The 13,841-nt window shown below is 51.5% G+C and carries 14 protein-coding genes; 10 read left to right on the top strand and 4 right to left on the bottom strand.

Features of this window, described 5'->3' with window-relative positions; genetic code table 11:
* Positions 1-5 precede the first annotated feature (5 nt).
* The 9 genes from B5F27_RS09500 (at position 6) to B5F27_RS09450 (ending at position 8,485) form a co-directional block, all read left to right on the top strand.
* Positions 6-791, top strand: a complete 786-nt coding sequence (locus tag B5F27_RS09500; RefSeq protein ID WP_002587446.1) for an ABC transporter permease subunit — start codon at positions 6-8, stop codon at positions 789-791.
* Positions 792-836: 45 nt separating this feature from the next.
* Positions 837-1,010 (top strand): cysteine-rich KTR domain-containing protein, encoded by a 174-nt coding sequence (locus B5F27_RS09495; RefSeq protein WP_072419552.1) that lies wholly within the window; start codon positions 837-839, stop codon positions 1,008-1,010.
* A gap of 89 nt (positions 1,011-1,099) precedes the next feature.
* Positions 1,100-2,464, top strand: a complete 1,365-nt coding sequence (locus B5F27_RS09490; RefSeq protein WP_002587447.1) for a radical SAM protein — start codon at positions 1,100-1,102, stop codon at positions 2,462-2,464.
* Complete coding sequence (locus tag B5F27_RS09485; RefSeq protein WP_002587448.1) at positions 2,464-3,336, top strand: DegV family protein; 873 nt, start codon at positions 2,464-2,466, stop codon at positions 3,334-3,336. Before B5F27_RS09490 ends, B5F27_RS09485 begins: the two co-directional genes overlap by 1 nt.
* 127 nt (positions 3,337-3,463) lie before the next feature.
* Positions 3,464-4,150 carry a response regulator transcription factor gene (locus B5F27_RS09480; protein ID WP_016147206.1) on the top strand — a complete coding sequence of 229 codons (687 nt, stop codon included), beginning with the start codon at positions 3,464-3,466 and terminating at the stop codon, positions 4,148-4,150.
* A gap of 464 nt (positions 4,151-4,614) precedes the next feature.
* Entirely contained in the window at positions 4,615-5,028 is a 414-nt protein-coding gene (locus B5F27_RS09470; RefSeq protein ID WP_002587450.1) for a sigma-70 family RNA polymerase sigma factor, read from the top strand.
* Between the two features lie 572 nt (positions 5,029-5,600).
* Positions 5,601-5,831: a hypothetical protein gene (locus tag B5F27_RS09460; protein WP_002587451.1), complete on the top strand. Its 231-nt coding sequence runs from the start codon at positions 5,601-5,603 to the stop codon at positions 5,829-5,831.
* Positions 5,832-5,915: 84 nt separating this feature from the next.
* Positions 5,916-7,136 (top strand): site-specific integrase, encoded by a 1,221-nt coding sequence (locus B5F27_RS09455; RefSeq protein WP_002587452.1) that lies wholly within the window; start codon positions 5,916-5,918, stop codon positions 7,134-7,136.
* 155 nt (positions 7,137-7,291) lie between these two features.
* The gene (locus B5F27_RS09450) at positions 7,292-8,485 is read left to right on the top strand and encodes a site-specific integrase (protein ID WP_002587453.1); all 1,194 of its coding nucleotides are present in this window, start codon (positions 7,292-7,294) and stop codon (positions 8,483-8,485) included.
* A gap of 242 nt (positions 8,486-8,727) precedes the next feature.
* Here the strand turns inward: B5F27_RS09450 and B5F27_RS09445 are convergent, their stop codons facing one another.
* On the bottom strand, positions 8,728-10,149 hold the full coding sequence (locus B5F27_RS09445; protein ID WP_087366912.1) for an RNA-binding domain-containing protein: 1,422 nt from the start codon (positions 10,147-10,149) through the stop codon (positions 8,728-8,730).
* A 158-nt stretch (positions 10,150-10,307) separates the two neighbouring features.
* Between B5F27_RS09445 and bsh the strand changes: the two genes are divergently transcribed.
* Positions 10,308-11,279, top strand: a complete 972-nt coding sequence (gene bsh / locus B5F27_RS09440) for a choloylglycine hydrolase (RefSeq protein ID WP_087366909.1) — start codon at positions 10,308-10,310, stop codon at positions 11,277-11,279.
* Positions 11,280-11,390: 111 nt separating this feature from the next.
* On the opposite strand, the gene B5F27_RS09435 is transcribed toward bsh, so the two are convergent.
* From B5F27_RS09435 to B5F27_RS09425, 3 genes are all read right to left on the bottom strand, one after another.
* Positions 11,391-12,074, bottom strand: coding sequence for an LrgB family protein (locus B5F27_RS09435; protein WP_158098226.1), 684 nt, complete (start codon positions 12,072-12,074; stop codon positions 11,391-11,393).
* The gene (locus B5F27_RS09430; protein ID WP_087366968.1) at positions 12,067-12,456 is read right to left on the bottom strand and encodes a CidA/LrgA family protein; all 390 of its coding nucleotides are present in this window, start codon (positions 12,454-12,456) and stop codon (positions 12,067-12,069) included. Before B5F27_RS09430 ends, B5F27_RS09435 begins: the two co-directional genes overlap by 8 nt.
* A gap of 685 nt (positions 12,457-13,141) precedes the next feature.
* Positions 13,142-13,792, bottom strand: a complete 651-nt coding sequence (locus B5F27_RS09425; protein ID WP_087366903.1) for a hypothetical protein — start codon at positions 13,790-13,792, stop codon at positions 13,142-13,144.
* Positions 13,793-13,841: the final 49 nt, after the last annotated feature.

The following is a 13,841-nucleotide window of genomic DNA, read 5'->3' as shown; positions in this document are numbered from 1 at the left end:
CAAAGATGAAAACATTGGTGAAAAACGAATTCCGCCAAACCAGAAAGACCCTGCTGATCTGGCTGGGGATCATGTTACTGCTGTGCGGATTCTGCTATTTTGAACTTTTATCCTTGAAGGACAGTCTGGATGAGATGGCCCGGACAGTCGGCCAATTTCCTCGCTTGATCATGATCATGTTCGGTGTGAAAGGGGATCTCACGACTGCCCTTGGTTGGTACGCGTGTATCTATTTTTGGGAGGGGCTGTTGGCCTTTGCCTATGCAATCTCTCTGGGCCTGTCCTGTGTGGCGAGGGAAAAGAAATTTGGAACATCCGAATACCTGTTCACAAAGCCTGTGGAGCGGAAAACCATTGTTCTGGCGAAGGTGATCGTTTCAGCAGTGAACCTGCTGGTGTTCGCCCTGTTCAGCGGCGTGTGCAATTATTTCACGATCGTTCTTCCTTTGGGCGGTCTGGATCAGCCGGGAGCGGTGCTTTCCACAACGATGGGAATGTTCTTTACCCAGCTTCTCTTTTTTGCCTTGGGTCTGCTGTTTGCCAGCCTTTTCAAATCTTATAAGGCCGCGGTACGCGCCGGTACGGTTTTCGTATTGGCCGCCTATGTGTTGGCCTTTACTGCCGAGTACACAGGGAATCGTTTCTTGGATTATCTGACCCCTCTGCGGTACTATGATGTGTATGAAGTAGCACTAAATGGCGTCTATCTTTCCTACATCGTCTTAACAGTACTCATTGTGGGCGCGTGTGTAATGGTTTCTACAAGGCGGTGGAAACTGCGTGAGTTGTAAATGTAATTGTCCATAGATATTCTATTATCTGATGAAAAACAAAGAATGAAAAAAAACGAATGGCTATTATGCCCCAACTGCAACAACAAAACGAGAATTAAAATCTGTGATAATACAGTACTTGAAAATTTTCCGCTATACTGTCCGAAGTGCAAACGGGAAATAATAATCAGCGTAAAACAATTCAATACCACAGTTATCACAGAGCCAGACGCATAGACGCAGAGCCGATAACCCGTTAGCCCGTTAGCCTTGTGCTGCGGATTATCGGCTCTTTTTGCTTTTAAGATAGAAAAGGAGACAAAACCATGAGTAATTCTATTAAAGACAGCGCACAGGCTTTCGCCGTCAATCAAGTGCTGAAATATGTTGACAGCAATCCGCAGGAAGCATTCCCCAAGTTGTTAGATTGGGCGGATAAGTTCGATAAGGATAACCTCTATCTCACACAGCGCCAGCAAATCCGTAAGGTGATGGAGCAGCCTGACAGCAACTGGATGCGCCTGATCAACAGCCTTTGGACGGACATTGATTCTGAAGTCCGCAAAGTGTTCTTCCGCAATTTTATTGTCAATGCATCTCTCTTAGGCAGCCGCAAGCAGGTGGCTAATCGTGAAAAGTACGGCTGCAATATCCCCTGGGCAATCCTGATGGACCCCACTTCCGCCTGCAACCTTCATTGCACCGGCTGTTGGGCGGCAGAATACGGTAATAAGCTGAATCTGAGCTATGAGGAACTGGATGACATCATCAATCAGGCCAATGAACTGGGAACCTATATGTTCCTCTACACCGGCGGTGAACCTATGGTACGCAAGAACGATCTGCTCCGCCTGTGTGAAGCGCATCCTGACTGCGTATTCTCTGCCTTTACCAACGGTACCCTTATCGATGAGAAGTTTGCCGATGAGATGCTGCGGGTGAAGAACTTCTACCCGGCCATCAGCATTGAAGGCTTCGAGGAAGCTACTGATTTCCGCCGTGGCAAGGGTACTTATCAGGCTACTATGCGGGCGATGAAGATTCTGAAAGAAAAGAAGCTGCCTTTCGGCGTATCTGGGTGCTATACCAGCAAGAACATCGACTCCATCAGCTCGGATGAGTTCTTCGATCATCTGGTGGAGTGCGGTGCGAAGTTCGCATGGTTCTTCCACTATATGCCTGTGGGCAACGATTCCGCTGTGGAGCTGCTCCCGTCTCCTGACCAGCGTGAAAAGATGTATAACCGCATCTGCGAATACCGTAGCACAAAGCCTATTTTCACAATTGACTTTCAGAATGATGCGAAATTTGTAAACGGCTGTATTGCTGGTGGCCGCAACTATCTGCATATCAATGCCAATGGTGACATTGAGCCTTGCGCTTTTATCCATTACTCTGACTCCAACATCCGTGAAAAGACCCTGCTGGAAGCATATCAGTCTCCGCTGTTTATGGCCTATCACGACGGTCAGCCCTTTAATGATAATATGTTCCAGCCGTGTCCTATGCTGGAAAATCCTGAATGTCTGCGTAGCATGGTAAAGAAATCCGGTGCCCATTCTACCGAGTATCAGTCCCCGGAAAGTGTTGACCATCTGTGTGATAAGACTACACTTTATGCAGAAACCTGGAAGCCGAAGGCCGATGAGCTGTGGGCTGCTTGTCAGGGCTGTAGTGGGTGTAAGAAGTGATGGACGGCTATCAAATTTTCACAGATGCCACCTCAGATCTCGCACCGGAGTTAACCGCAGGTCTGCCATCTGTTGAAATGATTCCTATGAATGTTGAGATCGGCGGAACAGAATACTCATATGGTTCCCCGGAAGGAATCACAGCCAAGGAGTTCTACCGCTTGCAAAGAGCTGGGAATTTTGCAACGACCTCACAAATCAACCCAACGATTTATTTTAAGCATTTTGAACCCTGTCTGCGACAGGGAACCGATATTCTGTATCTCTGTTTTTCCTCTGGTCTGTCAGGTACATATCAGTCTGCGTTTTTAGCGGTTGAAGAACTACAGCAGGAATATCCGGAAAGAAGAATCATCTGCATTGATACGCTTGCTGCCGCAGTGGGTGAAGGGTTTTTAGTCAGAGAAGCTGCGAAAAAGCAGAGGGAAGGACTGTCTATTGATGAATTGGCTTCTTGGGTCATGGAACACCGATTAGAGGTATGTCATTGGTTTACGGTTGATACCTTTACCCATTTGAAACATGGCGGGCGGGTTTCAGGTGCCGCAGCCGCAATGGGAACGGCTTTGCAGATCAAACCGTTGCTTCATGTGGACAGCGAAGGAAAGCTGCAAGCAGTGGAAAAACCTCGTGGAAGAAAAAAGGCTGTTACCACTCAGATTGCCCGAATGGAACAGGGCTGGAAACCTGAACTTGGTAAATCGATTCTGATAGGTCATGCCGATGACCCTGAAGCAGCAGATATGCTGAAAGAAAGGTTGTTGGAACAATTCCCGGATTCTGAGATTTGTATTGCTTATATTGGCCCTATCATCGGAGCACACACCGGTCCCGGCGCACTGGCATTGATTTACTGGGGAAATAATCGATGACGGAGGATTTGTAGATACGCAAAAAAGCATTCTCCATCATAGAAAAATATAGTTTTGTTTAGAGCTGCCGGGTAACTTATGCTCGGCAGCTTTGAACTGTCTGCTAGAAGTAGTAGGAGGTGAACATATGGTTCCGCATGTATTGGGCGTAGGATACGCCTATAATGAATATGAGGTTACTGCTGGCCGATGGAAAGAATTTGAAATTGAATTTGACTATGCTGATAATATTAAACAAGCGGCCGCAATGCTGTCTTTTAAAGAATATATATGCGTAGCTATTTGCTCTGATGTGATTCCACAAGACGATTTGGATATCTTGAGACAAAAACGTGCGGTACCAATTATTGTTGTGCCACCTTCATATTCGGAGGAACAGCGGTATGCATGTGTCCATTTTGGTGCTGCTCAATATTTACATACCTATAATCATCCTATGGTAGAAATGTTTTCAGAGAAAAATAGTATGAGAAATTGTTTGAAAATACCAAAAGATAAAAGAAGACCGCTAACAATCATCACTGTGAAAGACTTGTCTTTCTGCTTAGAGTACAGGTCTGTAGAGATAGCTGGGGTATGCATTGATTTGACCGAAAAAGAGTTTGATATTCTTGCGCTGCTAATTATGAATCAACGGCAAGTCTATACTTATGAAATGATAATGGATTCTGTTTGGCATGATGATTTTTCGTTTTATTCACGCAATGCGATTTCAAGCCATATAAGTAATTTACGGAAAAAGTTAAAAAGTTCGGAAACTGCATCAGAACATATTAAAAGCATTCGAGGAATAGGCTACAAATTCGAAGTATAGGTATTTCTTGTGCAAATCTTGTATAAATCTAAAGTAAATCTTGCTTTCTGTTCTATACCATAGCTCTCAATAATGGCGAGCAGCTGTTAATTGAGTAATGGTTCAATGAAAACGCGGCTTGCTGAATAGCTGCCGCTTTATACTGCGTAGACAGAAAGGTTATTTACAGCGGCATATAGGAGGATGCCGCTTTGTTTGTTTTAACCTTTTACAGTTCTCATAATCTTCACTTGCTAAAAAAAGTGTAGCTTCCCCTCCGGGGCAGTTCGGCAACCTGTCGGTATTATCGTTCTGCGCAAACCGGAATAATAATGATCTTTTTTGTTGCGCCAGTTTCCTGGAATGGGAGACTGGCGCTTTTGCTTGTCGTTTTTTGCCGAATGTCCCCAAACGGCCTCGATGCCGTTCCCCGCCTCCATTCGATTCACCCGCTAATCACCCGTGAATCGAAATGGAGGTACATAATGAAGAAAGTCAATCTTCGGGATCTGTATCCCGATGTTTATAAAACCGATGCCTTTTTGGAAGTAACCGATGAAGTACAAGCGGTGTTTCAGTCTGACGAGCGAGCTGAAGCAGCCTATGAGCGAAAAATGTATCGCTATAAGGCGCAGTACTCCCTGGACTGTGAGAATGGAATTGAAAATGCGGTCCTGCGAAAGCTGGAGACGCCGGAGATGCTTCTGGAGGAAAAGCAGCTGCGCGAGCAGATTTACTCCGCCGTGATGGCTTTGCCGAAGAAACAGGCAAGGAGAATTTACGCCCGGTACTATCTGGGGATGAGCGTAAATGAGATTGCCAGAGCCGAAGGCGTAGATCCGAGCCGTGTTCGTGACAGCATCCGGCGTGGGTTGAAACAGTTAGCAAAATATTTTTGATAAAGTTTCATTTGAAGCGCCTGTTTTTCACTCTTTTTGTCAGTGTTAATAAGAAGGACAAGTTTCTCCCCTTCGATGTACTTTGACAATCGAATAGACGGCATTTCTGGTACATAACCCATGTACGAGCGAATCAGGCGCGCCGCCAAGATGGACAGCCCAAGGAGGTGATAAACAAGGCTGTTCCCAGCGATCAACGCCAGCCTGAGACCCGGAGGTGGCACTTCGGGCGCGAGGACTCCATGGGGGCTTAAAGATACTTGTTCACACCCGCCCACGGACTTGAGGCGGAACCCTGCGGCGCACGAATAAAACGACGCTGCGGAGTTATGACAGCCGCGCCAGCGGAGATCAGGAATGTCCCCATCGTCAGGGATGCGTGGCAAATGTGGCGAAAGCAAAACTAAAATTCAAGAGAGCTGCGTCCATTTGTTGTAAACAACAGCTCAGTATTCAGATGCAGTTTTCTTTTCAAAGTTAGATACCATGCACTGGCAGTTTCGGCTGCCAGTGCATTCATGTGATTTTGAAAGCACGATGACAACCTTGACAGAATGGAGGGAATATGATTTATGGAAAAACTGATTACACGAAAAGAAGCTGCCAAAATCTTGGGGATCAGTATTACGACCTTAGATGCAGCCCGTAACAATGGCTTGATTTCTTATGTTCAGTATGTGCAGAACGGTTGTGTATATTTTACTGATATGGGCCTTCAGGAGTATATCGCAAAATGCACACACCGGGCAAAACCTATGGAAAAGAGCGCAACTTACCGCAAGCCCCGGAACGCCAAAGCATGAGCCAATCCGTATCCTTGCTGGAATTGAAGAAGTTTGATAAAACAAAGATACAGCGCTGGAGATTATTTTTTGGAGGTGACGGAATTGGCAAAAAGAAAAATGATGATTCCAGAATACGGTACAGTGATGCTCAATGGTATTGAGTATTACAGAACAAGGATTGAAGATGCAGATGGGAAGCTCGTAGCCCTTTATGCAAGAACGCCCGAAGAACTTTATAATAAGGAAACAAATGCGTTGGAGCAGATCAACAACGCCACATTCCATCGGAAATCGCCCACGGTTGCAGAATACTGTGAGAAATGGCTGCTGATGCAGTCTGTCCATGTACGGGCAACTACTTTGACGGATTACACCTCAAAGGTCAGGCGGCACATCATTGCGGAATTGGGAGATAAGCGGATGGGAGAGGTTAGCCTGGATGATATTCAGCTTGCGCTTGTCCCTGTCTCAAAAAAATCCGCATCGGTATATAAGTCAGTCGTGATTCTGTATAAATCTATTTTTCGTGCAGCAAAGGAAAGCCGAATCATTGATGATAACCCGACGATTTATCTTACGACAAAAGGTGGCGGCGTTCCGCAGAAAGATAAAGCGGCACTGACAGACGATCAGGCCGCGCGCTTATTGGATACCGTACAGGGACTTCCCCCTTATGTATTTGTTATGCTTGGCCTGTACGCAGGCTTGAGACGTGAAGAAATACTTGCCTTGAAATGGGATGCGGTTTATCTGGATGGAGACTTCCCTTACTTAGCAGTGCGGCGGGCATGGCATACTGAAAATAACAGGCCGGTGATTCTCGACGAATTAAAGACAAAGGCTGCGGAGAGAAATATCCCCCTTCCGACCTGCTTGGCAGAATGTCTGAAAGAAGCAAAAGCAAATTCGACTTCGGAGTATGTGGTCGCAAACCGGGATGGAGAACCTCTGTCTTATACGCAGTTTAAGCGGCTGTGGCAGTATATTGTGACGCGAACCGCGAAACCGAGAATGGCCCGCAAACTGGTGGACGGAAAATATGTGAAGTATATGCTTTACCCGGAGCTTGGAGAAAAGGCCCGAAACAACGGCCATGTGGTTTACAGCTTGGACTTCGAGGTTACACCGCATCAGCTGCGGCACACCTACATCACGAATCTTATTCATTCATCGGTAGACCCCAAAACGGTTCAATATCTGGCAGGCCATGAAAGCAGCAAAATTACCATGGACATCTACGCAAAGGTCAAATACAACAGACCGGATGAGCTGGTCAGAACGATGGGCAATGCATTTGCTCAATGGGATGCTGTACGAGCATAAGGCGAAACAATAAAATAGGAAATGGAGCAGGAGCGAGGCAAGGATGTCTCGCTCTTTGTTTTACATAGGCCGTATCTTTGATTAAATTTGGACTTTCTGATAAAAAGAGAGTGTAGATACGGAAACTGCACGTAATCAAGAAAGGAAGGTCAAAGATGGCTAAGAAAAAAACGGAGGTTCCGCAGTACGGAACTGTTATGAGAAAAGGAATCCCATATTACAGAACCCGGATTCTGGATGCGGATGGCAAGCAGGTGAGCTTGTATGCTGCCACCTGCGAGGAATTGTATGAAAAGCAATTAGAGGCGCGGCGCGAGGTAGAGGAGATTATCTTTCGCCGGCAGCATCCGACGGTGGCTGAGTATTGCGAGAAGTGGCTACTGATGCAATCAGCAAAGGTATCTACGGCTACATTGAAGGGATATACCACCGACATGAAGAATTACATCATCAAACCTTTGGGAGAGATGTATATGGAGGAAGTGACGGCTGATGATATTCGACTGGCACTTGTGCCGCTGTCGAATAAATCGGAGGGGTTATACAGTACGGTGAATATGCTTCTCAAGTGTATTTTCTACTCGGCGGAGCGCAGCCAAATACTTGAGTATAACCCCTGTGTAGGAATATCGGGAAAGGGCGGAAAGCCAGCGAAAAAGAAGGATGCACTGACAGACCAGCAGGTAGAGGTGCTTCTGGATACGGTCCGGGGACTTCCACCTTATCTGTTTATTATGCTCGGCCTGTATTCGGGCCTACGCCGGGAAGAAATCCTTGCACTGCAATGGGACTGTGTATTTCTGGACGAGTCTACGCCTTATATCTCGGTGAGGCGGGCATGGCGCACAGAGCATAACAGGCCCGTGGTTTCTACGGTGCTAAAGACTAAGGCGGCAAAAAGAGATATTCCAATCCCCAAGTGTTTGGTTGATTGCCTGCGGGAAGCCAAGGCAGTCTCCAGATCAGACTATGTGATTGCGGACAGCGAAGGACAGCCTTTAGCTGCATCGCAGTTTCAACGGGTGTGGCAGTATGTAGTCGTCCGGTCCACCAAACCCCGCAATTACTATAAGTATGTGAATGGGCAGAGCATCAAATACACAGTGGAGCCAACGCTGGGTATGACACAGAAGAACAATCCCAATATCCAATATACGCTGGATTTTGATGTTACCCCACACCTGTTACGGCACACTTACATCACGAACCTTCTTTATGCAGGCGTTGATCCCAAGACAGTTCAGTACCTTGCAGGACATGAAAACAGCAAAACAACTATGGACATTTACGCAAAGGTGAAATATAATAAGCCAGAGGAGTTGTTCGAGGTAGTGAACAGCGCGCTTTAACTGGCGGGATGCTGATTGAAAATGCACCATTTTCCTTGGTTAAGGAATAGGACAACTGAACATTGAAAAGCCGGAAAAGCCCGGAATACCAAGGAAAATCGGCGCTCAAAGGAGTTTAGTACGGTCTGAAGGCTGCCCGCCGCGCTCCCCAGTTCTCCAAGCGCTGATTTCAGCCCGTCCCTTTTATGCAATCAAAATCCCCGAGGCCCTGCGGCTTCGGGGATTTTTCTTTTTATGTACAGTCACCGTTTCAGCCGGTAAAAGCGCTGATTGCCCTCCTCCAGAGGGACCACGATCTGTTGTTCCGCCAGCTGGTTCAGCAGGATGCAGGCCCGGGCCCGGCTCACCCCCAGCAGGGCTGCCAGCTCGGCCGAGGAGGCCCGGGAGTAGTTGGTGAGATGTTCCACAATGGCGGCCTTCTGGACCGCATCCTGGGCCGGCGCCGGAACCTGCAGGGCGCTGCTGACCGGCACCACCAGCCCTGCCGACATGGACAGGGTCAGGGTGATCCGCTCCGGGTCAAACTGCTCCCGAATCACCGGCGGCGGCCAGCCCTGGGCGTTCCAGACGTTGTAAATGTTGGGCAGGCCCCGGCCGGTGCCGGTGCCCACGTCGATCAGATTGAGCATCCGGGTCAGTGCGCTGTTGCGGGGGTCCGAGATGCCCCCGCTGAGAGCCTCCGGCAGACCGATTCGGAAGCCGCCCGGGTTGATGAAGGTGATATTGTCGGGCCGCCGGGTGATTTCCACCCCCTGGCGGCTGTGAAAGTCGGCATTGTCCAGGCAGTTGGCCAGGGCTTCCCGCAGGGCATTCCGCACCGGCTCCTGAGACAGGCCCCGGTCCAGCCGCCGGGATACCCCGCAGTAAAAGTCATAGAGGCCGCCGCTCCAGGTCCCCGAGGAGGACAGCAGGCGTCCGGTCCAGGGGCCGCCCGGGACGGCCTGTTCCCGGTAGTCCAGCTGATAATTGGGAAACACCTGCCGGATGGCCGGTTCCCGGCCAAACATCAGCAGGCCGGCGACGGTGGGGTGCAGTTTCTGGTCTGCGCCCCGGTCCGCGGCGCCAATCCAGCGGAGAAACTCATTGTCGCTGTCCTGCTGGGAAATGTGCCCGGGCCGGCAGGCCTCCATCCGGGCCCGGTAGCGGCAGAGGCTGTTCCTGTCCAGCACATCCAGAGAGACATCCTCCAGCAGGGTCATGTCCTGGGTTTTGACGGCAGCGTCCCGCTGCATGGCCCGCACTTCTTCGGGGGTGCAGCGGTAATCCCCCTCTCCGCTCCGCCGGTAGGTGCCCCACATGGGGTCCCCCTCGATGTAGATGGGGCGGTCGGTGCGCTGGGCCCGGGGCACCCGAATCACCAGAATCCGCCCGCCGCCGGTCTCCTCGATGGACAGGCTCCCCCGGGAGAGGATGTTGACGCTGACCCGGTTGGGATCGTTGACGATCTCCCAGAATTCCTCTGCCAGCCGCTGGGGCGCCGGAAGTTCCAGCGCGTGGAGGGACTTGTCGGGCAGTTCCTCCACCCCCAGCAGGAGCAGACCGCCCATGGTGTTGGCAAAGGCAGAATAGGTCTCCCACAGGCTCTTGGGCAGACCGCCCATCGCCTTCTTGGCCTCGATGCGGTTGTTTTCGCGGTATTGTTCCAGATGATCCAGGTCGATCACAGGCGGGCACCTCCTTGCAGGTTGGACGGCCGTATGTTATTCTTATCATATCATAGGCCGCGGCGGGAAGCAAACGAAACCTTTGCCCGCCGGGACCAAACCGGTGTAAACGGAAGCCCTTCGGTTCATAATGAAAGATACAAAAGGAGGCAGACAAGATGTGCACCAGTATCGCGATGCAGCAGGGCGGCGGCCTGTTCGGCCGCAACCTGGACCTGGAATATTCCTTTGGGGAACAGGTGGTGGTGACGCCGCGGCAGTATCCCCTGCGGTTCCGGCGTCAGCCGCCGCTGGACCGGCATCTGGCCATGGTGGGGATGGCCCACATGGCGGATGGACATCCCCTGTATGCGGAGGCCGTCAACGAGGCGGGGTTGTATATGGCGGGGCTGTATTTCCCGGGGAATGCCTGGTATGAGCCCGAGGTGGCGCCGGAATGGGACGCCGTGGCTCCCTATGAGCTGATCCCCTGGGTGCTGGGCAGCTGCGAGACGCTGGCCCAGGCCAAAGAGAAGCTGGCCCGATTCCGGCCGCTGGGGGTGGCCTTTGCGGAGGGGCTGCCCCTGGCAGCCCTCCACTGGCACATTGCCGACAAGACCGGGGCCGCCGTGCTGGAAGCCACCCGGGACGGGGTCCATCTCTACGACGACCCGGTGGGGGTCCTCACCAACAACCCGCCCTTCCCCTTCCACCAGCTGAACCTGCGGCAGTACCAGGCCCTCACCGCCCGGCCCCCGGAAAACCATCTGGCGCCGGGGGTGGATCTGGCCCCCTTTGGCCAGGGCATGGGCGCCCTCGGCCTGCCGGGCGACGCCTCCCCGGCGTCGCGGTACGTCCGGGCCGCCTTCAGCAAGCTGAACAGCCCCGACCAAGGGGATGAGCTGACCCGGGTTACCCAGTTCTTCCACCTGCTGGACACGGTGGCCATGGTGCGGGGAACCGTCCTCACCCCCGAGGGGAAATACGACCTCACCACCTATTCCTGCTGCTGTGCCGGAGGAACCTACTATTACAAGACCTACGGCAACAGCCGGATCACAGCGGTTCGCATGGCCGGGACCGACCTGGAAAGCGACCAGCCCATGGCCTTCCCCCTGCGGGAGGCGCAGGACGTAGCCTTTGAGAACTGATTCCGCAGCCAACAAAACAAAACCGGCATACCCCGGGCTGACAGAGCCTCGGGAATGCCGGTTTTTCGTTTCAGACGCCTGCACTTGGGTCTGGAAATCGCACAATGGGAATCACAGGATCAGCGGGCAGAGCACCGCGGTCAGGATGCCTGCAAACACCAGGGACAGGCTGCTGACCGCCTCGGCGGTCTGGCTGATTTCGGCCGCCTTGGAGGTGCCCACCACGTGGGCCGACGTGCCAAAGGCCACGCCCTGGGCCACCGAATTCTGCAGCCGCAGAGCCTTGCACAGGGCGGGGCCCAGGATGCTGCCCAGAATACCGGTCAGGATGATGGCGGCCGTGGTGATGGCGGGCTCGCCGCCGGCGGCCTCGCTGACCACAATACCCATAGCGGTGGTGATGCTCTTGGGCATCAGGGAAACGGTCAGCACCTCATTCAGGCCGCACAGGCGGGTCAGCAGCCACACAAAGCCCAGGCTGGTCAGGGTGCCGGCGGTGACGCCGGCCAGAATGGCGGGCAGATTGTGCCGCAGGCGGCTGAACTGGGCATACAGCGGGATAGCCAGGCAGACGGTGGCCGGGGTCAGCAGCCAGGAGAAGGTGGCGCAGCCTTCCTGATAAGCCTCATTGGACACGCCGGTGAGGACCAGAACCACACCGGCCAGCAGAGCGCCCACCAGAATCGGGTTAAAAATCGCCATGCGGGTTTTCTGCTGGAACATACGGCCCAGCTCATAGGCGCCAAACGTCAACAGGATCGCAAACAGCGACGATCCGAAAAGAAACTCACTCATCGGAAACCTCCTCCGCCTGGGCGGCGTTTTCGGTCTGGCTGGAAGCATCCAGCAGGCCCTGGGTTACCAGGCCGCTGACGGCGAACACCACCACCGTCGAAAGCACAATGATGGCCAGGACCGCCGGCCAGACGCTGGCCAGCAGCGGCCAGCTGTCCATCAGGTCCACCGACGGCGCAATGAACAGCACCGGCATCAGGCCCAGCAGGAACTGACCGCAGTCCTGCACGGAACTCAGTTTCAGTTTTCCGCTTTCCAGCGCTGCGAACAGAAGCACCAGGCCCCACACCGCCGCCGGGACCGGCAGCGGGACAGCCGCATGCAGCACTTCACCTGCCAGGGTGAAGCCGATAATCCACAAAAATTGACGCAGATAATGCAAAACCAATCCCCTTCTTTTCATTTTCAATATCATTGATTCTTATCATCCCACAGCCCCTCTATGGACCATGCAGCGGCTATTGTACCACAATCCCCTCCCCTGTACAATGTGCAAACCATCCCATATTCTTCCCCCATTTTCACGCTTTTTTGAAAAAAAGCTTTGCAAAAAACTTTACTGGGTACCATACACTCTGGCCGCTCTTTATACCGTTTGTGGAGGTTGCAAGCCATGCCGCGCTCACGTTACGTCCGGCCTGCGGCCGGGTACGATGCAAACTGCCTCATAGCCCGGTTTTCTGAACCGCAGAAAAGCTCCATCTTGCGGTGCCCTGAATTTTCAAGCATGATGCTTGAAAATTCAGACCGCGGCGTCAAGGGCTGAAACACAGAGTACATTCTCTATACCGGATATTTTCCGTACAACAAACAATGCGAGGGCCAGCTCGTAAGAGCCGGCCCTCGCAGAGGGACCCTATCTTTCGTGACGCAAAAGTTCTTTTGTTTTGGTGCGATCAACAACAGAAGGAATAGTGGTTAATTATTCCCCTTTGTCGCCACATCGGATGGGTTATTTACCCGAATCTCAGGCGGTCTCTTGCCCAAGATCCCTTACATCACGCCCGGCTATGGTGCTGCCGGGGTGTTATAAGTAAAGTTAACTTTTATATGCTGTTACCAACAGATTACAGGTCGTGCTTGGCAGGGGTGCGGGTAACAGTGAAAGCAACAACGTAGCCAGTCACATTGCCCAGACTATCATCCACGGACTGCACAGCCATATTGCCAGTATACTCAAAAGTATAGTAGCAATCAGCTGCCGAAGCGGTAGAGCTGCTCTTCACATCATTGCCCTTAACAGGAAGACCTGCAAGCTTGATGGCACCAGTCATGACATACTGATCCTCGATTGCAGCAGCAATTTTCTTTGCAACATAGGTATCATTGGAATCACTGGTCTTCACGACAGCAACAACAGTAGTAGTCTGCTTGTCATCATCCTTGCTGACAACAGTAGTATCCAGCGGAGCCAGTTCATCATCCTTCAGATCGGTGTCAAACTTCACCAGATTCTCCTTTTTGAAGTTCGACATAGAGTTCTGATAGCCATAGTAGGCAATCATCTCATTCAGCGTATCCTGCAGGCTCGAATCTGCAGTAAAGGTCACTTTCTTGGTGATGTCTTCATCCAGCTCAGCAACCACTTTGCTGACCAAGTCATTGGTCTCAGGAACCTCACTGGAAGAGCTAGAGCTGCCCTTATCACCACAAGCGGTCAGCATGCTGATGGCCATAACGCCAGCGAGCATCAGAGAAGCAATCTTCTTGAGTTTCATAATGAATTTTTCCTCCTTAATGGTGTAAAAAGATAGAGACCCAAAACAG

Origin of the sequence: Faecalibacterium sp. An192, from assembly GCF_002160175.1 — a bacterium.
Lineage (GTDB): Bacteria > Bacillota > Clostridia > Oscillospirales > Ruminococcaceae > Faecalibacterium.
The sequence above is the reverse complement of the archived record's forward strand: the minus strand, read 5'-3'. Positions and strand labels throughout refer to the sequence as shown.

Coding starts and splice junctions, on each gene's coding strand:
- B5F27_RS09500 (WP_002587446.1), top strand. CDS start 6: ATGAAAACATTGGTGAAAAACGAATTCCGCCAAACCAGAAAGACCCTG.
- B5F27_RS09495 (WP_072419552.1), top strand. CDS start 837: ATGAAAAAAAACGAATGGCTATTATGCCCCAACTGCAACAACAAAACG.
- B5F27_RS09490 (WP_002587447.1), top strand. CDS start 1,100: ATGAGTAATTCTATTAAAGACAGCGCACAGGCTTTCGCCGTCAATCAA.
- B5F27_RS09485 (WP_002587448.1), top strand. CDS start 2,464: ATGGACGGCTATCAAATTTTCACAGATGCCACCTCAGATCTCGCACCG.
- B5F27_RS09480 (WP_016147206.1), top strand. CDS start 3,464: ATGGTTCCGCATGTATTGGGCGTAGGATACGCCTATAATGAATATGAG.
- B5F27_RS09470 (WP_002587450.1), top strand. CDS start 4,615: ATGAAGAAAGTCAATCTTCGGGATCTGTATCCCGATGTTTATAAAACC.
- B5F27_RS09460 (WP_002587451.1), top strand. CDS start 5,601: ATGGAAAAACTGATTACACGAAAAGAAGCTGCCAAAATCTTGGGGATC.
- B5F27_RS09450 (WP_002587453.1), top strand. CDS start 7,292: ATGGCTAAGAAAAAAACGGAGGTTCCGCAGTACGGAACTGTTATGAGA.
- bsh (WP_087366909.1), top strand. CDS start 10,308: ATGTGCACCAGTATCGCGATGCAGCAGGGCGGCGGCCTGTTCGGCCGC.
- B5F27_RS09435 (WP_158098226.1), bottom strand. CDS start 12,074: ATGAGTGAGTTTCTTTTCGGATCGTCGCTGTTTGCGATCCTGTTGACG.
- B5F27_RS09425 (WP_087366903.1), bottom strand. CDS start 13,792: ATGAAACTCAAGAAGATTGCTTCTCTGATGCTCGCTGGCGTTATGGCC.